This window comes from Acidimicrobiia bacterium (assembly GCA_040878325.1).
In the GTDB taxonomy this organism is placed as follows: Bacteria; Actinomycetota; Acidimicrobiia; order Spongiisociales; family UBA11373; genus JAUYIV01.
Genome location: JBBDMM010000004.1, coordinates 1 through 23,229, shown reverse-complemented (window position 1 = coordinate 23,229; position 23,229 = coordinate 1). Strand labels below are relative to the sequence as shown.

At 66.3% G+C, this 23,229-nt stretch carries 22 protein-coding genes; 12 read left to right on the top strand and 10 right to left on the bottom strand.

Annotated features, from left to right (window positions below):
- Positions 1-57: 57 nt before the first annotated feature.
- Positions 58-1,074: a sigma-70 family RNA polymerase sigma factor gene (locus tag WD184_02060; GenBank protein MEX0825533.1), complete on the top strand. Its 1,017-nt coding sequence runs from the start codon at positions 58-60 to the stop codon at positions 1,072-1,074.
- Positions 1,075-1,230: 156 nt separating this feature from the next.
- Positions 1,231-1,614 carry a CBS domain-containing protein gene (locus WD184_02055; protein ID MEX0825532.1) on the top strand — a complete coding sequence of 128 codons (384 nt, stop codon included), beginning with the start codon at positions 1,231-1,233 and terminating at the stop codon, positions 1,612-1,614.
- A gap of 18 nt (positions 1,615-1,632) precedes the next feature.
- On the opposite strand, the gene WD184_02050 is transcribed toward WD184_02055, so the two are convergent.
- The 3 genes from WD184_02050 to WD184_02040 all read right to left on the bottom strand — a co-directional run bounded on the left by WD184_02050 (position 1,633) and on the right by WD184_02040 (position 4,938).
- Entirely contained in the window at positions 1,633-2,007 is a 375-nt protein-coding gene (locus tag WD184_02050; GenBank protein MEX0825531.1) for a hypothetical protein, read from the bottom strand.
- A gap of 30 nt (positions 2,008-2,037) precedes the next feature.
- Positions 2,038-2,445, bottom strand: coding sequence for a hypothetical protein (locus tag WD184_02045; protein ID MEX0825530.1), 408 nt, complete (start codon positions 2,443-2,445; stop codon positions 2,038-2,040).
- A 135-nt stretch (positions 2,446-2,580) separates the two neighbouring features.
- Entirely contained in the window at positions 2,581-4,938 is a 2,358-nt protein-coding gene (locus WD184_02040) for a DUF87 domain-containing protein (GenBank protein MEX0825529.1), read from the bottom strand.
- 87 nt (positions 4,939-5,025) lie between these two features.
- Between WD184_02040 and WD184_02035 the strand changes: the two genes are divergently transcribed.
- Entirely contained in the window at positions 5,026-5,376 is a 351-nt protein-coding gene (locus WD184_02035) for a hypothetical protein (GenBank protein MEX0825528.1), read from the top strand.
- A 46-nt stretch (positions 5,377-5,422) separates the two neighbouring features.
- Here WD184_02035 and WD184_02030 read toward each other — a convergent pair whose 3' ends face one another.
- The gene (locus tag WD184_02030; GenBank protein MEX0825527.1) at positions 5,423-5,968 is read right to left on the bottom strand and encodes an LOG family protein; all 546 of its coding nucleotides are present in this window, start codon (positions 5,966-5,968) and stop codon (positions 5,423-5,425) included.
- A 209-nt stretch (positions 5,969-6,177) separates the two neighbouring features.
- Here WD184_02030 and WD184_02025 point away from each other — a divergent pair, with 209 nt between their 5' ends.
- On the top strand, positions 6,178-7,581 hold the full coding sequence (locus WD184_02025) for a tryptophanase (protein MEX0825526.1): 1,404 nt from the start codon (positions 6,178-6,180) through the stop codon (positions 7,579-7,581).
- Positions 7,582-7,648: 67 nt separating this feature from the next.
- Here WD184_02025 and WD184_02020 read toward each other — a convergent pair whose 3' ends face one another.
- Positions 7,649-9,028, bottom strand: coding sequence for a hypothetical protein (locus WD184_02020; GenBank protein ID MEX0825525.1), 1,380 nt, complete (start codon positions 9,026-9,028; stop codon positions 7,649-7,651).
- A gap of 445 nt (positions 9,029-9,473) precedes the next feature.
- Here WD184_02020 and WD184_02015 point away from each other — a divergent pair, with 445 nt between their 5' ends.
- From WD184_02015 to WD184_02005, 3 genes are all read left to right on the top strand, one after another.
- Positions 9,474-10,529, top strand: a complete 1,056-nt coding sequence (locus tag WD184_02015) for an NAD-binding protein (GenBank protein MEX0825524.1) — start codon at positions 9,474-9,476, stop codon at positions 10,527-10,529.
- A gap of 58 nt (positions 10,530-10,587) precedes the next feature.
- The gene (locus tag WD184_02010) at positions 10,588-11,001 is read left to right on the top strand and encodes a cyclic nucleotide-binding domain-containing protein (protein MEX0825523.1); all 414 of its coding nucleotides are present in this window, start codon (positions 10,588-10,590) and stop codon (positions 10,999-11,001) included.
- Positions 11,002-11,077: 76 nt separating this feature from the next.
- The gene (locus tag WD184_02005; GenBank protein ID MEX0825522.1) at positions 11,078-11,893 is read left to right on the top strand and encodes an MBL fold metallo-hydrolase; all 816 of its coding nucleotides are present in this window, start codon (positions 11,078-11,080) and stop codon (positions 11,891-11,893) included.
- 162 nt (positions 11,894-12,055) lie between these two features.
- Here the strand turns inward: WD184_02005 and WD184_02000 are convergent, their stop codons facing one another.
- Positions 12,056-13,603: a putative glycoside hydrolase gene (locus tag WD184_02000; GenBank protein ID MEX0825521.1), complete on the bottom strand. Its 1,548-nt coding sequence runs from the start codon at positions 13,601-13,603 to the stop codon at positions 12,056-12,058.
- 98 nt (positions 13,604-13,701) lie between these two features.
- On the opposite strand from WD184_02000, the gene WD184_01995 reads away from it, so the two are divergent.
- Both WD184_01995 and WD184_01990 read left to right on the top strand, forming a co-directional pair.
- Entirely contained in the window at positions 13,702-14,016 is a 315-nt protein-coding gene (locus WD184_01995) for an XdhC family protein (GenBank protein MEX0825520.1), read from the top strand.
- The gene (locus tag WD184_01990; protein MEX0825519.1) at positions 14,013-14,708 is read left to right on the top strand and encodes an XdhC family protein; all 696 of its coding nucleotides are present in this window, start codon (positions 14,013-14,015) and stop codon (positions 14,706-14,708) included. The genes WD184_01995 and WD184_01990 overlap by 4 nt, the downstream gene beginning before the upstream one ends.
- A 9-nt stretch (positions 14,709-14,717) precedes the next feature.
- On the opposite strand, the gene WD184_01985 is transcribed toward WD184_01990, so the two are convergent.
- The 4 genes from WD184_01985 to WD184_01970 are packed head-to-tail and all read right to left on the bottom strand — an operon-like array spanning position 14,718 to position 19,110.
- The gene (locus tag WD184_01985; protein MEX0825518.1) at positions 14,718-15,248 is read right to left on the bottom strand and encodes a nitroreductase; all 531 of its coding nucleotides are present in this window, start codon (positions 15,246-15,248) and stop codon (positions 14,718-14,720) included.
- A gap of 33 nt (positions 15,249-15,281) precedes the next feature.
- On the bottom strand, positions 15,282-17,204 hold the full coding sequence (locus WD184_01980; protein ID MEX0825517.1) for a penicillin-binding transpeptidase domain-containing protein: 1,923 nt from the start codon (positions 17,202-17,204) through the stop codon (positions 15,282-15,284).
- Positions 17,205-17,252: 48 nt separating this feature from the next.
- A complete protein-coding gene (locus WD184_01975; protein MEX0825516.1) occupies positions 17,253-18,020 on the bottom strand; it encodes a methyltransferase domain-containing protein in 768 nt (255 codons plus the stop codon).
- A gap of 7 nt (positions 18,021-18,027) precedes the next feature.
- A complete protein-coding gene (locus WD184_01970; GenBank protein ID MEX0825515.1) occupies positions 18,028-19,110 on the bottom strand; it encodes a hypothetical protein in 1,083 nt (360 codons plus the stop codon).
- 67 nt (positions 19,111-19,177) lie between these two features.
- Here WD184_01970 and WD184_01965 point away from each other — a divergent pair, with 67 nt between their 5' ends.
- From WD184_01965 to WD184_01955, 3 genes are read left to right on the top strand one after another with little or no spacing between them, the layout of a single operon-like run.
- A complete protein-coding gene (locus WD184_01965; GenBank protein ID MEX0825514.1) occupies positions 19,178-20,314 on the top strand; it encodes a carboxylate-amine ligase in 1,137 nt (378 codons plus the stop codon).
- Between the two features lie 40 nt (positions 20,315-20,354).
- The gene (locus tag WD184_01960; GenBank protein MEX0825513.1) at positions 20,355-21,794 is read left to right on the top strand and encodes a TldD/PmbA family protein; all 1,440 of its coding nucleotides are present in this window, start codon (positions 20,355-20,357) and stop codon (positions 21,792-21,794) included.
- Positions 21,791-23,122 carry a TldD/PmbA family protein gene (locus tag WD184_01955; protein MEX0825512.1) on the top strand — a complete coding sequence of 444 codons (1,332 nt, stop codon included), beginning with the start codon at positions 21,791-21,793 and terminating at the stop codon, positions 23,120-23,122. The genes WD184_01960 and WD184_01955 overlap by 4 nt, the downstream gene beginning before the upstream one ends.
- Positions 23,123-23,229: the final 107 nt, after the last annotated feature.

Sequence of the window (23,229 nt, the reverse complement as noted above, 5' to 3'; positions counted from 1 at the left end):
AATAGTTCACGAGCGCCCTCCGTTCCGGCCCGCTTCGAGCCGGTCGACGATTTCAGGATGACGACGAGGGGCCCGTTCAACGGCCCCCACCGAGAGGACACGAAACGAATGGCAGTTGCGAAGACGCGGCGCGACCGTGACCGAAACAAGCTCACCGACGAGCGCGGCAGGCTCACCACCGACCTGGTCAGCCAGTATCTCACCGCGATCGGCGAGTACGAGCTCCTGACCGCGGAGCTCGAGGTCGAATTCGCCCAGAAAATCGAATTGGGCGAAGAGGCTCAGAAGCGTCTCGAGGAACGTGACTTCAAGGGCAAGACCGAGGAGGTCGAGCTCAAGCGACTCGTGCGCCTCGGACGTCAGGCCAAGGACGACTTCCTCACCGCCAACCTCCGCCTGGTGGTCGCCAATGCCCGTCGGTACGCCAACACGTCGGGCATCGACTTCCTCGACCTCATCCAGGAAGGCAACCTGGGCCTCATCCGCGCGGTCGAGAAGTTCGACTGGCGCAAGGGCTTCAAGTTCTCCACGTATGCCACCTGGTGGATCCGCCAGGCGATCACTCGGGCGATCGCCGACAAGTCCCGTACGGTCCGTATTCCGGTTCATTTGCACGACACCCTGGCAGCGGTTCGAGCTGCCCAGGCGAGCCTCAAGGCCGAGCTCGGCCGCGATCCCAAGCCGGCGGAGATCGCCGAAGAAGCCGGGGTGACGGTCGACAAGGTCGAGCTCGCACTCGGGGTCGCCGACACGGTGTCGCTCGAACAGCCGGTCGGAGAAGACGGCGCCCAGCTCGGCGACTTCATCGAGGATGAGGATGCTGTCGACCCGGTCCGAGTCACTGAGGAAGGCGACATCGCCGACAGTCTGCGCCGCTCGATCTCCCGACTTCCCGATCGGGAAGGCCGGATCCTCGCGCTGCGCTACGGCTTCCTCGACGGCGTCCCCCGGACGCTCGAGGAGATCGGCGAGGAGTTCAACCTCACCCGCGAGCGCATCCGTCAACTCGAGAAACTCGCCCTCTGCCGCCTCCGCCACCCCTCCTTCGGCATCCGCGAACAGGATCTCGTTTAGGAAAGGCCACAGCTCCGGCCACGGCTCCCGCCAGAGCGCGTTTCCGGCGGGTGCCGCGATCTGGCTGGGGCAGGAGCGGTAGCAGGAGCCAGTTCATCTGGACTACGTCCTCAATGGCCCCACTAGCCTGACAGGTGTCCTACTCGGGAGCGTTCGATGAAACTCGGAGCACTCGTGGGTGGCTCGGCAACGGTGATTGGAAGCGAGGCGACGATCGGCGATGCCGCCGAGGCGCTCGTCGAGGCGGGCGTGGGCAGCCTCGGAGTCATCGTCGATCGGGCGCTCGTCGGAATCATCACGGAGCGAGACCTGGTGCGTGCCGTCGCCGAGGGGGCCGACACCGAGGTCGACACGGTGGCCGAGTGGATGGCCGAAGCGCCCGACACGTTCTCGCCCGATGTCGAGGTCGAAGAGGCCGCTCGTTGGCTGCTCGAGGTCGGCTATCGCCACATGCCGGTGATGGAGGACGGCGAATTGCTCGGGATCGTCAGCATCCGGGACATCCTGTGGGCGATTCTGGGTGAGCCCCCCGGCGACTGAGTCCGTTCATCGCCCACCTCACAGGACGGTCGTCAACCTCCGATTGATGGCGTCCATGACAGCCCGTGCCGCCGCCAGTCGGTCGTCGACTTCGCCCTGGACCGCGCTGCCGACCAGGATCTCTCCGGGTCCGTAGCGAACCTGGGCGAGTGCGATCCGGGCGGCCCCCAGGTCGGTGGTGGCGAGGGCGAGGAGTTCGAGGCTGGGCGCCTTCTCGGCGAGGTGGGTCACTGCGTCGAGGGTTGCTTCACCGGCCAGGCGGGGCCGGCTTGCGGCCGAACCCACGGCCTGGCCATGCCAATCACGATCGCCCCAGGAGAGTGTCACCGTGACGCGGGTGTCCTCACCGTCGGTGTCATCTTCGATGGAGACGATGATCGGTCGAGTAGCCACGACATCGGAGAGTAGCGGGGACCCCTGCGCTCAGACGTGTTGCAGGATGCGGCGATTCACCGCGTCAAGCGTCGCCTTGGCGAAGGCCACCTGCCGGTTGTCCTCATCGACCACGGCGGTTCCCACCAGGGGGCGGTTGCTTTCGGGCTCGTGGACGGTCACCAGCGCGATGTCGGATCCCCCCGACCGGGTGGTCGAGGCGTCTACGAGGCGGAACTCGAAATCGTCGATCAACTCGACGGCCCGCAGGGTTGCAGCGGCGACCAGGCGAGGGCGGACCCCGGCGGCGGGATCACCGGCCGATTCGCCGACGTGGTCATCGCCATCCCAATGGAGGATCACCTGCACCTCGGCGCGGTGCTCTTCGGTCTTCTCGTCGATGCGGACGAGCGAGATTCGGGCGGTATCGGTGCGCAGGGTGGTGACGGAAGCGGTCATATCCCAGTTTTTCGGCAGATTTCGCGACCTGGTTTAGCGAAAGTGTTCCAGCCTCCGGGCGGCCTCCGGCCGCCTTGGGCCGGCCCCCGGGCCGGCCACGCCTCCCGCAGGGGGACCTGTCGACTCGACTATCGGCTATTGCTTGACCGGTATCCACACCAGAACGGGTGATTCGACCACGATGTCGGTCTTCTCCAGGCCGATCTCCAAGGTTTCGGTGTCCTCGGCCGCCTTGTGCCAGCGCTCGGTGATCTCGGTAAAATCCCCTTCGAGGTCGGCCTCCAACTCGTCGACATCTGCCACCTCTTTGGCGGCTTTGGCCTCTGCGGATCCGAGCCGCTGCTCGGCCTTGCGGGTCATCGACCGCTTCGACGCAGCTGTCGACAGGGAGGTGGTTCTCCTCTGCCCGAGGAGGACCCCGATGACAGTGCCCGCCCCCGACATGACCTCTTCCTGCTTGCGGGTTTCTACGTCGAGGCGGGCGTCTTCGACTTTGCGATTGGCGGTCTCGATTTCATCGCGCGCCCGATCGATCCGGGCGGCGTACCGATCACGCAATTTGGCCACCTCCGCGTCGACCCTTTCCTCGACGGCTGCCGCGCATCTCTGGTCGAATTCGTTCCGGGACTCGCCGACGCGGCCGAACAGCTTCAGTGCAGCGTTCCGATATACCTCGACCGAACGGCCGCGGAGCAGGTGGGCCTGGATCGCCGCCTTCGCCTCGGTGAAGTACTTCGAGTCGCCGATCGGAGCGTCGCCGACCAGGTACTCCGCTCCGCTGGGGGCATCTTCGATGAAGTCGCGGTCGTCGTGGTCTACCGCGGTCGCAGCTTCCGGATCGAATCGCGCCGCCAACGGGAAGTACACAGCCTCCCACTCCTCTTCATGATCGACGGCCGCCGTCGTGTCGTCGAACGTGAGATGTACCCGGACCGCGAGAGCCGGTTCAAGTCGGTTCGCTCCCGGGTGAGCCCCGACATCCCGTGCCCAGGTCGCGGCGGGATCGAGATGCTTAGCGGGGATGCCCGACGCCACCTTCGGCGCCATCGGGGTGCTGTCGGACGATTGCTGTGGACTCGCTGGCGGTGACGACTCGGAGCGGCGCTTGTCGTCGCCGACGAGGCGCGTCACCTCGTCCCGGGTGAGCGGACCGCGCAGATAGGACATCGCCCATCTTGTGGTGAACACCTTTGGCTTCGAGCCCTTGGTGGTGTGGAGCAGGAATTGCCGTTTGCCGAGGCCGGTGATGATCTTGTCGAGCGTGGCCACGTCGGCGTCGCCGCTGGCGGTCTGCAGTGCCTCGAGGATCCGAGCCTTGTCCCGCTCGGTCTGTAGTCGCCCGATCAGCCAGGTGCCGGCGTTCGACATTGCCTTGTAGTCGAGATCGACCGGGTTCTGGGTCGAGAGGAGCATGCCGATCCCGAAGGCGCGGGCCTGCTTCATGAGGGTGAGGATCGGCTTCTTGGCCGGGGGCATGGCGGTGGGGGGGACGAACCCGACTACCTCGTCCATGTAGACGATTGCCCGTAGGTCGCTCGAACCCGGTTGCGACCGCATCCAGGTGACCAGTCGGCCGAGAACGGTGGTGACGACGAACTGGCGTTCCTCGTCGGACAGGTGGGCGAGGTAGATGATCGATGCCTGCGGCTTGCCGTCTTCCGACCAGAGCAACCTCGCGGGGTCGAGCGGGGGACCGGCCCGCCACTCGGCAAAGGACGGAGAGGCCACCAGCGTGTTGAGGCGCATCGCCAACGCCAGCCGGTCTTTCTCGGGGAAGAAGGTGTCGATCTCGAACACCCCCAGTTTTCGCATCGGGGGGCGGTGCACCCGGGCGATGAGGTTTTCGATCGTGAGGTCGTCGCCGTCGCGCCAAGCCTGTTCGATGATGTTCGATACCAGAATGTGCTCGCGCCCGGACAGTGGGTCGGCGGCGACTCCGACGAGTGCGAGCATTCCCGAGACGAGGCCCTCGATCTCGTCGCGGGCGGTCTCGGCTTCTTCATCCCAGTCGACCTTCGGCGCGGCAAGGGACCCCAGCACGTTGATGGGTACTCCCGCCGTGGACCCGGGGGTATAGATGGTGAACCCGGCCGCGGCGCGGAGATCGGCGATGTCCGCACCCCCAAGGTCCCACGACTCCAAGCCCTCCTTCCACAGGGTTGCGGTCTTCTCGGCCAGCGCTTCCACCGTGATCCCCGACCGCTCTGCTTCGGCGGGGTCTACCCACGGGGCGAAGTCGGCGGGGGCGAGGTTGGGAAACGTGAGCAGGAGGTTCGTCATGTCGCCCTTGGGGTCCAGGATGAGGGCGGGAATCCCGGCACGAAGCGCTTCTTCGAGGTAGATGATCCCGAGCCCGGTCTTCCCCGAGCCTGTCATCCCCACGATGACGCCGTGGGTGGTCAGGTCGCCGGGAGCGTACGCAGTGACCTCACCGGTTCGTTCGCCTGAGCCCGGGTCGATGTCTCCACCGATGTGAAACTTGCTGCTTGCCATCGCACAAGTGTAAGGAGCGGGGGTGTGCCCCATTCCCGGCGGTCCTCTTCCAGGGACTCTCCCGACCCGCGACTAGCCTCAGCCGGTATGCGACGACTCCTCGCGATTGCCCTGGTCGCAGTGGCCGCGGCGTGCGGGGGTGACACCCCCTCGACTTCACTCGAGATCGAGTCGACCGTGGGCTACGCGGTGATTGTGGAACAGATCGGCGAGCAGATAGAGATCGGGCTGAATTCCGACCGAGACGCCACCGCGGGCGAGGCCTACGACGTCACGCACGCAATCTGGCGGGTCGAAGACGGACCGTGGAACGAGCCCCCTGCCACCTGCGTAGGGCGGGGTCAGCGGGTAGAACTCGGTGTCACCATGGTCGAGAACGAAACGCGCCCCGGCCTGTTGATGGAACGGGTCGTGTGGCTGGTGTGCCTGGCACCCTGAGGAGAATCAAGAATCAAGACTCTTGACTCTTGACTCTTGACTCTTGTTACTCCGCAGGCACCCTGCGTTTGATCTCTGACACTGCTGCCTCGACGTGCTCGGCGGGGGTGATCAAATCGGTGTCGGCGCCCAGCTGTTCGACGATCGTCTCGACCATGTGGGCCCAGCGCGCTCCCACGACCACGACCGGCTTGGGTAGACCTCCGCTGAATCGAGCGACGTAGGCGAGGTTCCACGCAAGGACCAGTTCGGCGAGGGTGCCGAGGCTGCCGGGAAGGGTGATGCTTCCCGACGACACGTTGGTCAGTTCGTGGATTCGTTCCATGAGGTGAGCCGCTTGGGACTCCTCGCTCACGAACGGGTTGGCTCCGGGTCGGTCCGGAAAGACCTGCGGGGCGGTGACGCCCAGTACCCGCCCGCCCACCTCGTGGGCGCCCCGCGATACCGCCTCCATCAGCCCGCCGTATCCGCCCGTGGCCACCGCGTACCCAGATTCAGCGAGCAGTCGCCCACATGCGATTCCCTGCTCATAGTCGCCGTCCCCCGGCCGCGCTGCCGAGGCCCCGAACACTGCGATCACGGTGCGCGTCATAGGGGGGAGGGTAATGAGCCGCCAGCCTCCAGCCGCCAGCCTCCAGCAGATCGCCAACCGCCTTCCGCCATCCGCCTTCCGCAAGAATCGACCTGGTCCTCTCGAGTGCGATAACTCGGCGTATTGCGTATTGCGTATTGCGGCCGAGCGAAGCGAGGCCCATCGCCTGGGCGCATTACCGTCCTTCTCACCAAGCAGTGAGGACCCCCGTGCCCTACCGCACCATCATCGAGCCCTTTCGGATTCACAGTGTCCAGGCGATCGCGTTCCCTACCACCGAGGAGCGAGAGGCCGCGCTGCAACGGGCGGGATACAACCTGTTCGGGTTGCACGCCGACGAGGTGATCATCGACCTGCTCACCGACTCGGGCACCGGGTCGATGTCGGCTGATCAGTGGGCGGGGATGATGGTGGGCGACGAGTCCTACGCCGGTAGCCGCTCGTATTACCGGTTCGCCGAGGAAGTCGAGGGGCTTACCGGGCTTCCGGAGGTGATCCCGGTCCATCAGGGACGCGCGGCAGAGTGGATCCTGTTCTCCGTCACCGCCGGTCCAGAGTCGGTGGTGCCGAACAACACCCATTTCGACACGACCCGAGCGAATGTCGAGTTCCAGGGAGCCGAGGCCCGCGACATGGTGATCGCCGAAGGACGTGACCCCGCACTCGATCACCCGTTCAAGGGAAACATGGATCTTGCCGAGCTCGAGCGCACCATCGGGGAAATCGGGGCGGAGCGGATCCCGCTGGTGATGGTGACCGTGACCAACAACTCGGGTGGTGGTCAGCCGGTCTCGCTCGAGAACCTGCGGGGGATTCGCGAGATCTGCACCCGCCATTCGATCCCGTTCTTCATGGATGCGGCCCGGTTCGCCGAGAACGCGTGGTTCATCAAGCTCCGGGAGCATGGGCAATCCGAGAGGACGCCGCGCCAGATCGCCGCGGAGATGTTCTCCCTGGTCGACGGAGTCACCTTCAGTGCGAAGAAGGATGGCATCGCCAACATCGGCGGGTTCCTGGCGATGCGCGACCCCGACTTGGCGGCCAAGTGCCGCAACCTCCTGATCCTCACCGAAGGGTTCCCCACCTATGGCGGTCTCGCCGGACGCGATCTCGAGGCGATCGCGGTGGGCCTGCGGGAGGTGCTCGACGAGAATTATCTCCGGTACCGCATCCGCAGCACGGAGTACCTGGGGGAGAAGTGCCGGGACGGCGGCGTTCCCATCGTGTGGCCCCCCGGGGGACACGCCATCTATATCGACGCGAAGGCGCTGCTTCCCCACATTCCTCCGAGCCAGTACCCGGCGCAGTCACTGGCGGTCGAGTTGTATCGCGATGGCGGGGTTCGGGGGGTGGAGATCGGCTCGGTGATGTTCGGGGTGCCCCACGAGGACGGCAGCGAGACGCCTGCCACCATGGAGTTGGTTCGGTTGGCGATCCCGCGGCGCACCTATACCCAGAGCCACATCGACTACGTGGCCGAAGTCGTCCTCTCGGTCGCCAAGCGGGCGCCTTCCCTCGGTGGATATCGGATCACCGAACAGGCGCCGTGGCTGCGGCACTTCACCGCAAAGTTTGAACCAAGTCACCAGTCGCCAGTCGCCAGTCTCCAGTAAGACCAGGGAACCGGGCCTCGGCCGCGTTTCCTGCTGGGGACCGGAGACTGGCGACTGGTCCCGTCCGCTATGCGGGCGGGACCCCTGGTATCAGTTCCCCGATCCCGGTGGCCCATTTCTCGTCGGTGGCCCGGAAGGCTTGCATCACGACGGGTGCAGCCTGGGTTCCGGCGACGACGTGGTCGGGGTCGAGCGTGAAGCGGACCATCCCTCCGGCCGACGCGGGCCCCCTGAGCAATGTGGCGTTGCCGCCTTCGCCGTCGAGGATGGTCAACTGTGCGCCGTCCCAGTTTCCCCGGCTCTCCACCGTTTCGTCGATGGCCATCGAAACCATGGTGAATCCGCCAAGATGCCGTTTGGCATCGCCCCCCTCCACTGAGATCTGCTCGATCTCGGCGGGATCGAGGCCGTCGGTTTCCCCGGCGATCAGCAGCCGGCTGATTCCCAAGAGCGGCATGTCTGCGGCGCGGGCCACCGGACCGAGCCCTGCGCCGAAGCGAGGGTTGAGTTCCGTCGGCAGGAAGCCATCTGCCGTCGCCACGCCGTCGACGGTGAACACCCCTCGGAAGCCGACGAGGTCGCGCAGATGGCTGCCGACCCGCCGCGCGGCCGCCCTCATTTCCTCCCGCATTTCGGCCGGGGGATCCCACGAGGTGGCCACCGAGGCGTAGCGAAACATGTCCGAACCCGGGGCACGGAACACCACCATCTCGACGGGACGAAAGGCTGCCACCCGGTCGGGGAACACCATCCCGTGGATCGAACACGGCACGCCTTCGAGGAAGGGCATGACACGGGCCTTGTCGCAGTGGGCTTGAAAGAACGCCACGGCCGCAGATGCGTCTTCGGGATCGGCGATGTATCGGGTGTACTCCGCCCCGCCGTGCCAGCCCTCCCGGTTGTCGCCGGCCCACACCGAGCCCAACGCGCCCTGGAGTCGGCAGGAGGCGTCGACAAGCGCGGCCGCATCCGCGGCGACGGCTTCCGCCGGGGCGGCGTCCACTTCGGCTCCTCGCCAAATCTCGCCAACCGTCGTCTTGTCATCGAGGGCGATCCACGCTTCGGGACGTCCCCCCCAGGCGGGGCGGCCACCGATCTCGAAGTCGTTGTCGAGAAATGACGCCAGCACCCGAGCCTCGCCAGTGGGGTCCCACGCATCGATCCGATCCATCGCCCAGCCGGGGAGGTCACGCAGGGCGGCGTGGTAGGCACGGATCCCGCCCATCATCGTGTCGCCCTTCGTTCCGAGGATCACCATCTCGCAATCGTCCCCGGTGGGGAGATCACCCGTCCCTTTGCCTCCGCAGAGCAACAGCGGTCGGGGTGCCCCCTTCTCGCGCATCTCCTTGACAGCCGGGGTGAACGCCGCGGCGACGTCGGCGCACAAGATCCACCGGTGGCGCCCCATCGCCGCGTCGACCAGGTTGCGGTACCGCTCGGCGGTCATGAATTGAAGGTAGTCCGGGGGAGTGCGGAAGGGGCAGGTTGGCAAGGAAGGGCGAAAGGCGAAAGGCGAAACCCGGATAGCCGAGTGGATGCGGATGCCCGCGGGTTGGAGTTGGGGCTGCTGGCTGGTGCTGGAGCCGTGGCTGGCAGCTGGTTGTTGAGGATGCGGCGGGAGGGGATCCACCACTCACAGGAGGGGGCGCTGTGTCGGGTCGGACCCGCGCTCCCGCCGAACATCCTCTCAGCCCGACAATGTCGCTTTCGCCCCGTCCCTACCAGGGGCGAACGGCCCTGGCAGCGGCCGGAGAGCAAACCGCGAGCGCTTGAGTGCTCTTGCGGATGGCGGATGGCGGATGGCGGATGGCGAAAGGCCCGCCTGCTGGAAACTGGCGACTGGAGATTGGAGACTTCCTCCCTATCCTCCACGTTCAACCGGAGGCACGGACTTGTTCAAGCGGTTGCGGTGGCACTACCGGCGGATTCGCGGGCAGTTCGGCGGAAAGGTGGTCAGGCCGCTCCTAATTACGAGCCTGATCGTCGTCCTCCTCGCCACCATCGGGGTGACACTGGTCGAGAAGGAGGCCACGCTCTCGGAGTTCGGCCGATCGTTCTACTGGTCGGTGATGACGATTCTCGACGCGGGCGACATCTCGTACGTGTCGACCCCCACCGGGTGGGTGATCCATTGGATGCTGGCGATCTTCGGTGTCGGAGTGCTCGTCACGGTTACGGGCGCCGTCGTCGGAGTGGTCATCGACTTTCTCATGAAGGAGGGTCAGGGCATGGGTGCTTCGGGATATGAGGGCCACATCGTGGTCTGCGGATGGAACACGACGGCGCGCGACCTCATCGAAGAGCTCCGGTCTGACGAGTACGGAGTGAAGATCGTCCTCTTGCACGACTCGGAGAGGAGTCCGGCCGGGGAGGGCATCTACTTCGTACGGGGCGATGCAACCAACTCCGAGGACCTCGAGCGCGCCGGAGTCGCTCACGCCTCGGCCGCGATCATCTGCCCGAGCGACGCGTCGGACGCCGCCGACATGCGATCGATCCTGGTCGTGCTGGCCATCGAGACGATGGCCCCGAATGTGCGTACGGTGGCCGAGGTGAACAACCCCAGGCATGTGACCCACTTCGAACGGACCCATGTCGATGAGGTGCTGGTCACTTCGCGACTGGCGTCGAGGCTCCTCGCCCGTACGGCGATGTACCCGGGCCTCAGTGAGTTCGTCACCGACATTGTGTCGGGCGGAGAGGGATCCGAGCTCTACCGGGTGATCCTGCCCGACGAGTATTGCGGTCTCAGCATCGATGAGCTTTCGGCACGGATGCGCCGGGACCATCAGGCGACCCTCATGGCCGTGTCGCGAGGTGACGTCACCTACAGCAATCCTCCGAGTGACTTCACCCTCTCGTTCGGTGACCAGGTCGTCGTGGTAGCGCAATCGTTGGGTACGCTGCTGCCGCTCCAGTCGGCCCGGGTGACCGGCCCATACGCTTGATCGAAAACTCGCCCGCTCGGTTCGGATATCGTGTGCGCTCACTAGAAGGTGGAGGGTTATGGGTATCGAGTTGCTGAAGCAGACGGGGCTGTTCAGCGCCTGCACCGAAAAGGAGCTGGCGAGCGTGATGGTGACCGCAAAGGAGCGGACATTCGAACCTGGCGAAGTCATCATCCGCGAAGGCGATCCGGGCCTCGGCTTCTATCTGCTCCTCGAAGGGACCGCGCAGGTTCGCAAGGGCGGCGTCGCCGTGGCCGATCTCGCGACCGGGGACTATTTCGGCGAGATGGCACTGCTGCTCGAGGACACGCCGCGCACCGCCGACGTGGTCGCACTCACGAAGGCAAAGTGCCTCGTGATCACCCAGTGGGACTTGCGCGCCATTCTGAGCACTCATCCCGATATCGGCATGAAGATCATGAACGAGTTGGCCACCCGGCTCAGCGGTACCGAGAAGGCGCTGAGCGACTGAAACCCCGGTCATGTCTCTCGCCGGGTTCGACCCTGCGCACTCAGGCACGCCCTGAGCAGACCGGACGCGTCTCACGATGACCCTCACCCTCACGGTCGGTGGTTGCCGCGGCTCAATGTGCGTCTCGGGTCCCGAGTACCGGCGGTACGGGGGAAACACCACCTGCTACTACGTCGAGGTCGAACCCGGGCATTACCTGGTGATCGACGCCGGCACCGGTCTGCGGAACCTGCAGAATCTGGTGCGCAAGCAGGAAGGCCCGAAGCGCTTCACGGTCCTCCTGACCCACTACCACTGGGACCACATCCAGGGCTTGCCGACGTTCGGCGCGGTGTACGACCCGAGCGTTCGGGTGGACCTCTACGGCCCCGCCTGCGAGGCAAAGACACCGGCAGAGGCACTTGGCGACGTGATGAGACCGCCGTGGTGGCCGGTGCCTGTCGACAAGGCGACGGGAGTGAGCATCCACCTCCTCGAAGATTCGATGAAGCTCGGGCCGGTCAAGGTGACTCACATCGGGGTCAGCCACCCGCAGATGACGGTGGCCTATCGTCTCGAGGCGGAGCGGACCATCGTCATCGTCACGGATCACGAGGCGGGAGACAGCGCCGAGTTGGACGAGGCGATCACCGATTTCGCGTCCGGCGCCGACGTGATGTTCCACGATGCGCAATACACCCCCGAGGAGCACCTGGCGACCAAGAAGGGCTGGGGTCACAGTGATTGGGAGCAGGCCGCGACTGCAGCCCGCGCCGCCGGGGTGGGTCGGTTGATATTGACGAGCCATGATCCCGACCGCGATGACGACGAGATCGATGCGATGCGCGCCGAGGCCCGTCGCCTCTTCACCCCCGTAGACGCCGCGTACGAAGGAATGACGCTTCCTCTGTAGAGCGCGATTCGCAATTCGCGATACGCAATACGAAGGAGGGCGGTTTTCCCCTGAGCTGGGAGTTAGACGTTCCGGAGGCGGGAGTTTCAAACTCAGCGGTGGACGCGATCTGTCGAATTGCGTATCGCGTATTGCGTATCGCAGGCGAGGCCCCGCGAGCCCTCACTCCTCAGGTATCCCCTCCACCACGAAGTCACTGATCGAGTTCCACAGCATCCAGCCGTTGGTCGATTCTTCGGCGGTGAGGATGCTTTCGAGCACCTGGGAGGCATCCCACGAGAAGGCCTGTAGCCAGGGTCGCATCAGCGCCCCACCTTCGAGGCGGGGCATGCCGGCCCGGAGGGCCTGTCCGACGACCTCGGCGGGGTAGTCGTTGGGATTGTCGAGGTTGAGCCAGCCGGGGCCGTAGTGGCTGGGGTAGATCATCGGGCTGATCGCATCGACCGTCCAGGACAGCTCTTCGACCCGCTGGCCGATGCCCTGGTCGTCGAAGACCGAGAGCACGATTGCGAAGATGTCCGCAGACACCGCGCAACCTTCCTCGTGGATCTGGTCACGGGCTTCCCCCAAGAATGCAGCGATGGTCTCCACCCGGGTGTCGGCATTCGGCGAGTCGATCGAGTAGCGAGCCGTCGAGATGTCGCCATCGGATGGAAACCGGACGTAGTCGAACTGGATCTCGTCGAAACCCAACTGGCACGCCTCGATGGCGAGGTCGATCGGGTACTGCCACGAGTCGCGGTTGGTCGGGTCCATCCATCCGAAGCCCTGGACCGTCGTCCACGCACTCCCGGTCTCGCTGTCCTTGATGGCCGCGTCGGCGTTGAGGACGGTGGCGTATGGGTCCTGGAACACCACGATCCGGGTGATGGCGTACAGGCCCCGCTCCTTGGCCTGCGCCAGCACGTCACGGACGTCGTACCTGACCTCGATCGCGCCTGCTTCACGGGCGAAGGGGACCGCCGAGTCATAGAGCACCCAACCCTTCTCCTCTTTGGTGTCGAAGATGAGAGCGTTGACGGCGGTGGTCTCGGCGATGCGGAGTATCTCGGCGAACGCCTCGGCGTCGCCGGCGGCGTCGTAGAACACCCGAAGCCCCTTGACCATGAAGGGCTCGAGCACCAGGTCGAGGCGGGTTCGCTGGCCACCCCACTCCTCCTCGGTCGGAGTCCACGCCGCCTTCTCCGCCCTGACGATCCCTGGCTCCGCCGCCACGATCTCGAAGCTGCCAAACTCACCCGCAGTGACCGCCTGGTCTCCGAGTACGACGGTCGCTCCCGGTAGCCCGATTCCGTTGACGTCGGTGACCCGCCCCTGCAACACCCGTGGGTACATCTGCAGGGAAATGGCCCCCTGGGGTGGGATCACGTCGACCGGATAGGTCGCGCTCTGGTGGCCGCGAGCCGTGACGGTGAGCGTTGCCGGCGCCTCGAAGGCGAGAGTGGCGAGTCCTCCCTCGGAAGTGACGGCCTCGCGCCCGTTGTCGGCGACGATCACTGCCCCGGCGATGGGCTGCTGGTCGGCGCTGATGACCCGAAGGTGGACTTCGTCGGTGGCGAAGGCGTTGCGCAAGATGACCCAGCCACCCACCAGGACGATCACAACCAGTGCCCCGATCAGCGAGCGTGAAATGACCTGTCCCCAGTTGCGCCGACGCTTGAACCGTCGGCTGTGCCGGGAGTCGAAGAGGTCGTGGGGTGCTCGGCGCATTTGAACCAGCGATGGGAGGGGTGGAGGCAGAGACTAGGGCGGCGGGTGAGATCGGCGTTGTCGGGGGCTCCCGGCGTGCGGAGGCGTACTCTTCGGCAATGAGTCTTCTTGCAGATCTCGCCACCCGTGATCGGTGGCGGGCAGAGGGGAGGTCTGTCGTGTCGGCCACGGTGATTTCGGTCGAAGGCACCGCGCCTCGTCCGCCGGGATCCCGAATGCTCATGGCCGGCGATGGAGAGGTGGCGGGATCGGTGAGTGGGGGCTGTGTCGAGAGCGACGTCATTGCGCAGGCGGAACACGTAGCTCGGAGCGGAGAACCCAGGGTGCTCACCTACGGCATCACCGACGAAGAGGCCTTCGAGGTTGGTCTGGCATGTGGGGGGACGATCCGGGTGCTCGTCGAACGTTGGTGATCGACCCGCTCGACGCCGCCCGCGACCTGCTGGAGCATCGCCGGGCGGGCGCGCTGGTCACGGGCCTCGCGAGCGGCGATCGCGTGCTGCTGAGCGCGTCCGGGGAAGTACTGGCGGGCAGGTTCGAGATCCCCGACGAAGTCAAGGTTCGAGCCGTCGACCTTCTAGGCCGGGGTCGGTCGGGCACTGTCACCACCGAGACGGGGGAGTTCTTTGTCGAAGCGATCTCTCCGCCCCCTCGGCTCCTCGTGTTCGGCGCCGGGCCAATCGCCGAGGCGTTGTGTGCGATGGCTGCCATGGTCGGCTTCGAAATCCAGGTGGGTGACCCCCGGCCCGCCTTTGCCCGGGAGTCGCGCTTTCCGGCAGCCATTGCGGTGAAGGTCGGTTGGCCGGGCGAATTGCTTGCGGAGTGGGCCCCTGACGCGGCGACCTATGTGGTCTCACTGCTGCACGAGGCACGGTTCGAGGCCGAGCTGATGCCCGCCCTGCTTCGTACCCCCGCCCGCTACATCGGGGCCCTCGGATCGATGCGAACTCACATCGCCCGGATCGAGCGCTTGTCGACGGAAGGCTTCTCCAAAGAGGACATCGATCGAATCCACGGCCCGGTCGGCCTGGGCATCGGAGGGGTCACCCCGGAGGAGATAGCCGTGTCGATCGTCGCCGAAATGGTGTCGGTTCGAAGAGGTTGAGAGGCCTGCCTAGCTTCCCCACACCTCACGATGCACGATCTGCTCGATGGGTTTTCTTCCCGTGAACCCCTGCGCCCGCCGCTCAGCTCGCACGGCGCGCTCGCGTTCCTCATCGGGATAGCCGAGGGCGATGGCATAACGGCATTCGGCCTCCGACGGAATTCCGAGCACCTCGCGTGCCCGGGCCGTGTCGTGAAGCGTGATGGGGCAGGACCCGATTCCGCGAGAGGCGGCCGCCAGCATCAGGTTCTGGGCGATCCGGCCAATGTCGAAGTCGTTCCCCTCATCGGTGCGGACCAGGGCGATGGTGGCCACCGAGGAGCGGATGGGGTCGGTGAAGCTTCCGGCCGATGCCAGACGGTCGCGTTCGTCTACGACGACGATGAATGCCCAACCCTGCCGGTTCTTCGATGAACCGGTCCAGCGCCCCGCCTCGAGAATCTCATCGAGCACTTCACCGGGAATCGGGTCGGGCCGAAAGGCTCGCACCACCCGGAGCGACCGGATGGCCGAATAGAACGAGTCGGAGGTGGATGGCATGCCGCCGACCTTAGGGGGTGAGCGAACCCGGCGTCAGTCCCCGAGTAGCTCGATCAGTTCGGCGGCGATCGGTGCTGCCACTTGCCCCCCTGAACCGCCTCCCTCGACGACCACCGCGATGGCGTAGTCGTCCCAGAAGCCGATGAACCAGGCGTGGGTCGATCCGGTGTCGTCGAACTCGGCTGACCCGGTCTTTCCCGCAACCTGGCGTCCCGGCACGTCTGCCTGCTGGGCGGTGCCGTCGGAGACCGAGAGCCGCATCATCGACGCCAGACTCGCTTGCACCGTCGCATCGAGCGGTATCCGCACTCGGCCGGCGAGGTCGGCCAGCAGCGTCGGAGCGAGCCACCCGGAACCGGCGACGGCGGCGGCGACGGACGCCTGATGGATCGGGGTCACCAGCACCCGGCCCTGGCCCATTGCCTGGGCACCGAGTTCGGCGGAGTCGGCGGGATCGGGGAAGCGGGAGGTTGCTGCGGGGAGTCCTACCTCGTATCCGGTGTCGAATCCGAACGAGCCCCGGGCCGTCGCTGCCAGCGCTCCGCCCGCCAACAAGTCCGCCGCCATTGCGGCGAAGGTGGTGTTACAGGACTCGGCCAGGGCGGTCTGGAGGTCGATGCTTCCCAGGTCGAGGTCCCCTGCGTTGCCAATCCGGAGCCCGCCCACGAACACCTCGGCCGGGCACTCGACCGGGGAGCCCGGAGTGAGTCCGGTGGCCAGCAGAGCCGCCGCGGTGACCACCTTGAAGGAGGAGCCCGGTGGGTAGAGGCCAAACAGGGCACGGTCGATCCCGTCGTCGGGGCTGCTGGCCGAAGCGACCACTCCGCCGGTGGCAACGTCGACCAGCACGATCGCTGCCGGAAGTTCGACGCGGGCGATGGCTCGTTCAGTGAGTCGCTGCGCTCGGAGATCGAGGGTGGTTCTCACATCGGCTGCGGGGCGGCCGGCGACAAGAAGTAGCTCCGCCACCTCGCGACCGTATCGGTTGATCCTGACCACCCGCAGGTCGGGGGATCCGGCGAGGACGGGTTCGAGCGCCAACTCGAGTCCGGAGCGGCCCACCAAGTCCCCGACTTTGTAGGGCCGGCCCCACGCGGTCAGTTGGTCGAGGGTGATGGGTGCCACCTTGCCGACGATGTGATCGGCGAGATCGCCCGACGGCAGGATTCGGGCGACCCCGTCCTGAAGGATGACCCCCGGCGTCGCGGCAAGGGTGGCTGCATCACCGACTCTCGCCGCATCGATGGTCCCCACCGGCAGGAACCAGTCCGGTTGGACGCCAGGCCGTTCGATCTCCGCGACGACCGCGGACGGAGGGATACCGGCGAGCACCTCCAACAGTTGGGTGACCTCGTCCAGATCCTCGATCCATTGGGGGACGACGCCGATCACGTGGACCGGGCCCTGATAAGCCAGGGGCACGCCGTCGCCCGCCAGAATCGCCCCGCGCCGGGGCCACTCGGCGACCACCTCCAGCCGATCACCGGCTTCGAGATCCGGATGGAGCGCCCCCGGAGACCAGTCGATCTGCCACCCGACCGTCCGGGTGAGGGCGGCGGTCGTGGTGTACTCCCATTCGCCGAACGACGCCGAGCGGAGGAACACCGTCACTTCGACTGTGGCTGTGTCGCCGGCGAGATCAACGGCGCCGATCTCGAACGTGGCCGAGTCGAGTGCGAGTTCGTTGTTCCATGCAGCGACCGCGGACGAGATGTCCTCGGTCGAGGCGCTCGAGAACGCCGCGGCGGCACTGAGGTCACCCGAGCCGATTGCCAGGTAGAAGCCTTCGGCCGTCGCGACCGCAGCGGCCAGGTCATCGGGATTGGCTTGAGCCGTCGTGGTGTTCGCCGGAGTGGTGGAAGTGCCAACCGAGTCGGGGCTGAGCCCGCCCCGTGAGCACGCCCCGGTGAGGAGCGCGAGGGCGAGCAGCGGGCGGAGCAGGGTGCGGAGGCGCATGACCTCCGTTCACACTAGGGATGCCCGCGATCAACGCTGGGGGCTTCGTCAGCCGATCGGGCCAACTCCGATGAGGAACAGCCGACGGAATGGGAAGAGTGTCGTTCCATCGTCACTTCGCGGGTACGCCCGGCGCAGGCGGGACGCGTAATCCTCCATGAACTCTTCGCCGTGGCCGTCGAGCGCGTCGAGGTAGGGGCGGGCGGCGGTGCCCCGAGCCCACTCGGCGACCGGGTCCTCGCCCTCGAGGACCTGGAAGTAGACGGTCTCCCAAATGTCCAGCGTTGCGAACCGACCGGAGAGGAGGTGGTGGTATTCGGCCGGCTCGGCAACAGGGGCCGGGCGGACCAAGTGGCCGACAGCCTCCCGCCACCGGCTCGAAGCAGCCGTCGCCGCGAGGAGGGCGTGCGAGGGCTCGTCGAAGTTCCGGGGCATCTGAACGGCGAGCACCCCACCGGGGGCCACCTGCGCGGCAAGACGTGGCAGCAGCGTGGCGTGGTCGTCGAGCCAGTGCAGCGCGGCATTCGAGAAGATCAGTTCCGGAGGCTGTTCGGGTTCCCACGACGCGATGTCGGCGAGCCGCCATTCGATGCCAGGTATCTCCCGGGCCCGACCGAGCATGGTGGGTGAGGAATCGAGCCCGCCAACCGTGGCTTCGGGCCACCGCTTCGCCAGCAGCGCGGTGATCGACCCGGTCCCGCACCCGAGGTCCCAGATCGATCGTGGAGCGATAGGGATCCGGGCGATGAGGTCGAGTGCCGGCCGCAGCCGTTCCCCGGCGTACCGGTCGTACTGCGCCGGGTCCCAGCTCGTCATCGGGGGGCTATCGGGTGCCGCCGATCAGAGTCAAAATCCCGGCGCCGAGGGTCACCCCGGGCGCCCATCCGACGATCTCCTTCAGATCGTCGAATCCACCGCCGCCTTGCTCGAGGGCTCGGTACAACTGGGCCACGAACAGGCCTGCCACCGCGACGGTGAGGATTCCGAGAAGCACTGCCGGGCCCAAGGGACGCTTGAGGAACGCGGTGCCGAGCACGAGGGCAGCGAGTCCGATCAGCACCCACCCGATGTACGGCGCTCCCTCGGCCTCGAAGTCCCATAGAAAGCCAAGGGTCAGCTCCATCGAGTTGCGACCGTCCTGGAGCCACGGCAGCAGCGCCGACAGTGCCGTGAAGAACGCGCCGGCGAGCAGCAGGGGGTTCACCGGCCTGGAACCCCCCGCCGTGGCGGGAGTGACTGCTGCAGGTTCGGCGGCAGCCAGCGGTGCGATTCGGCGGGCATCGACCCAGCCGGTCCACCCGTTCGATCCGACCACTCGTGCCCAGTCGCCGCGCCGTTCGGCAATCGACAACCTGACCCTGGCCTCGAGCATGGCGGTGGGCTGGAGCTCCGGATTCGGCTCGGGCCATGCGGGCATCCCCCCCGCCGGCACGGCGTGCGTCGCGATCCACACCGGATCCATCACGCGGGTCGGCTCGGGCTCCATCGGTACCTCGGCCGTCGACTTCGCCACAACCGGCTCGGCCGGTTCGTGGGGCGTGTGATCGATCGCCAGGGCGTCGACCGCCCCAACCAGATCGCGGAGGGCGGTCGCAAACGTCTGGTGATTCAGGCCGTCCAGGTATACGCGATTGGTCAAGTGGACGGCCGTGCCCGACTCGACTGGCGCGACCTCGCCGGTCATCGTCGTGGCCCGCCCGGGAAGTAGTGATCGCAGCTCGGCGATCCGCTCGGGGGTGGCCACCGGTTCCAGCGAGCGATGGGTCAGCAGCAGGCGGTCTTCGTCCGTTTCGACCTCGATGATCATCTCGTCACCGACGACGATTCGACCGTGGTCGTCGAGGGTGAGATCTTCTTCCGCCTGGACCCAGTCGGCAATGCGGTCAAGAGCTGTGCGATCGGTCATGGGCGAACGCTACCGAAATGCGGGCCGCATCGTTAACCGCAGGCACTGGTGGGTATCGTTCCGCACCATGCCCCGCCGCCGTCCCGCGTTCAGCATCGGCATCGAAGAGGAGTACCTCCTCGTCGATCCGGAGACGAGGGATCTCTTGCGCAACCCCCCGGAGCAGGTGCTGGAAGATTGCCGCAAGGTGCTCGGGAGCCAGGTGAGCCCGGAATTCCTTCGTGCGCAGCTCGAGGTGGGGACCGCAGTCTGTGCCGACGTGCCGACCGCTCGGGCCGACCTGCTGCGGCTCCGCGCCGCCCTGTGCGAGGTGGTCGACCGCCACGGCATCGCCTTCATCGCCGCATCCACCCACCCCTTCGCCGACTGGGCCGACCAGCAGGTCACCGAGGCTGATCGGTATCTCACGATGGCGCGCGACCTGCAGGTGGTGGTGCGGCGGCTGGTCATCTGCGGAATGCACGTACATGTGGGGATCGAGGACCGTGAGTTGCGGCTCGACCTCATGAATCAAGTGACGTACTTTCTGCCGCACCTACTGGCCATGAGCACGTCGTCCCCGTTCTGGCATGGCGTCGAGACCGGGCTCAAGTCGTATCGGATGAGCGTCTTCTACTCGCTGCCCCGCACTGGCCTCCCCGAGCAATTCTCGTCCTGGGCGGAGTACGAGCGGCACGTTGCCGTGCTCGTCGACGCCGGGCTCATCGAGGATGCCACCAAGTTGTGGTGGGACGTCCGCCCCTCGGCCCGGTATCCGACCATCGAGATGAGGATCGCCGATGTCTGTACCCGGATCGAGGATGGCATCGCCATTGCTGCCCTGTTCCAGTCGCTCCTGGCGATGCTGTTCCGCCGGCGGTCCGAGAATCAGCGGTGGCGTGCCTACGCCGACATGCTGGTCTCGGAGAACACCTGGAGGGCCCAGCGCTATGGCGTCGAGGCGAGTCTGATGGACTTCGGCAAGGGGGAGCTGGTGCCGTATGCCGACCTGGTCGAGGAGATCATCGGCCTGGTGCACCAGGATGCGATCGAACTCGGCTGCGCCGATGCTGTCGATAGTGCCCGCGGGATAGTGGTCACCGGAACCAGCGCGGACCGTCAATTGGCGATCTACCGTGCTTCCCTGGAGTCAGGCAAAGAGCCCAAGGAGGCCTTGCGTGACGTGGTGGATGAGTTGATCGCAGACACCAGAACCGGACTGTGATTCTTGATTCCTGCTACTTGATTCTCCGAAGGGAGTCCACTTGTTCGAGCTAGCTGAGAAGGCAGTCGAGGGGGCACTGGCCGCCGGCGCCAAATACGCCGATGCGCGGTTCGTCGAGGGCCGGGGGGAGGCCATCGAGGTCCTCAATGGGCGGGTTCAGAGCGTCGACCGCAACGAATCCGCCGGTGTCGGGGTCAGGGCTCTGGTCGGATCCTCGTGGGGCTTCTTCGCGACCCCGGATACCTCCGACGCAGCGCTCCGCCATGCCGGTGAGCGCGCCGCGCAGATCGCCAGGGCGTCGGCTGTCGCGCCTGGCGACCCGATGCCTCTCGCCGATGTCCCTGTCGTTCAGGCGAACTACGAGACACCGCATCAGGAGCCCTCCCTCGATGTTTCCCTATCCGAGAAGGTCGACCTCCTCGTCGGGGTCACCGAGACGATGCAGGCCGTCGATCAGATTCGACTCGCCCGCGGCTCCCTCGGTGCGTGGGACACCCGTAAGTGGTTCGTCTCCTCGCAGGGCCATCGCATCAGCCAGCACCTCGTCGAGACGGGCGGTGGCTTCGCCGCCACCGCGGTGGGCGAGGCCGAAACCCAGCGACGGTCCTACCCGCAGTCGTTCGGCCAGTACGAGACCGGCGGGTACGAGGTGATCCGCCGCTGGGACTTCGCCGCCAACGCCGGCCGCATCGCCGAGGAGGCCGCCGCGCTCCTTGGCGCCGCCGATTGTCCCGAAGGCGAGGAGACCCTGATTCTCGAGGGGAGCCAGTTGGCACTGCAGATCCACGAGTCGGTGGGCCATGCCATCGAACTCGACCGCATCCTCGGGTGGGAGGCGGCATTCGCCGGCACCTCGCACCTCGAACTGCCGAAGCTGGGCACCCACAAGTATGGGTCGCCCTTGATGAACATCACCGCCGACGCCACCCTGCCCGGGGCGCTCGGGAGCTTCGGTTACGACGACGAAGGGACTCCGGCACAGCGGGTTGCGATCGTGGACGAGGGAATTTGGGTGGGCGTGCTTTCGGGCCGTGATTCGGCGTCGATCGCGTCCCTTCCCCCGGGCGGGATGGTGCGGGCCGACGGGTTCAATCGTCTGCCGATGGTGCGGATGACCAACGTGGGGCTGCTCCCCGGTGACTCCTCGCTCGACGAGATGATCGCCGAGACCGAGGACGGAATCCTCATGTCGACGAACCGCTCGTGGTCGATCGACGACAAGCGGCTCAACTTCCAGTTCGGTTGCGAGATCGGCTGGGAGATCAAGAATGGGAAGCGGGGAAAGATGATCAAGAACCCGACCTACACCGGCATCACGCCGAAGTTCTGGGCGCAGCTCGACATGCTCGCCGGTGAATCGGAGTGGGTGCACTGGGGCACTCCGAACTGTGGCAAGGGTCAGCCGATGCAGGTGGCCCACACCGGTCACAGCGCAAGCCCCGGCCGGTTCGGCACCGTGAGAGTGGGGGTGCGGGGATGACCAAATCACTCGACATCGCCCGGCGGGTCATCGAAATGGTGGGCGATCGCGCCGAGGCCGAGGCGGTCGCCACGACCGGCCGGCAGGCGCTCACCCGGTTCGCCAACTCGTTCATCCACCAGAACGTCAGCGAGGACACGGTCGAGGTGTGGTTGCGGGTCGCGGCCGATGGGCGGGTTGCCGCGCTGCAGGGCAATCGGGTCGATGACGCCTCCTTGAAGCGGTTGGTCGACGGTGCGCTCGAAGCAGCGTCGTTGCAGCCTCGAGACGAGGAGTGGCCCGGGATCGCGCCAAAGGCGAAGGTGCCCAAGATCCGCCATGTCGATCCCGGCACCACCGACGTGGTCCCGGAGCAGCGGGCCTCACTGGTGCGTGACTTCATCGATGCGGGCGAGGGCCTGAGCGCGGCCGGGTACTGCGACACCTCGTTCAACGAGCGGTCGTTCGTCAACTCGGCGGGCCAGGAGGCCACCGCCGACGACACCCGGGCTTCGATCGATGGCATCCACCAGACCGGCGAGAGTGCCGGTTCAGCCCACCAGACTTCTGTATCCATCGGTGACATCGACGGTGGCGCCGCCGGCACTCTGGCAGCCGAACGCGCCCGGATGGGAATGAACGCGTACGACACCAAGCCCGGCGACTACGAAGTGGTGCTGTCGCCGGAGTGCGTGGCGTCGATCGTGATCTTCCTCTCCGTCTATGGCTTCTCCGGCAAGGCCGTCAACGAGGGCCAGTCCTTCGTGGAGCTCGGCAAGGCGCAGTTCGGCCCGCGGATCATGATCACCGACGATCCGCTGTCGAAGGGTGGCCTGGGAGTGCCCTTCGACACCGAGGGGACGCCCAAGCGTCAGCTCGAGTTGGTGGCAAATGGGGTCACTTCGGGAGTGGCCCACGACCGGCGCAGCGCCAAGACGGCAGGCGCCGAATCGACCGGGCACGCACACCCGCAAAGCGCGGTGTGGGGGCCGGTGGCCGCCGACCTCGTCGTCGGCGGAGGCAGTGAGAGCGTGGAGGATTTGATCGCCGCGGTCGACCGGGGCATCTACGTCGCAACCTTCAACTACTGCCGGATCCTCGACCCGAAGACTCAGGTGGTCACCGGGCTTACCCGCAACGGCACCTTCATGATCGAGAACGGCAAGATCACCGGGGCGCTCACCGGCCTCCGTTTCACCCAATCGTTCGTGGCGGCCCTCGGGGACGGCAACGTGCTCGGCCTCGGCGACGACACCCGATACGCGGACTCCGAGTTCGGAGCCGGCTTCGTGCGGGCCCCGTCGATGCGTCTCGCCAGCTGGCACTTCACGGGGGGAACGGAAGGGTAGAGGGGCCTCGCTTCGCTCGGCCCGCAATTCGCAATTCGCAATACGCAATACGGGAGAACCATCAGGACATCGTTGACGGTTTGTAGACGGTCTATGTCCATCAGGAC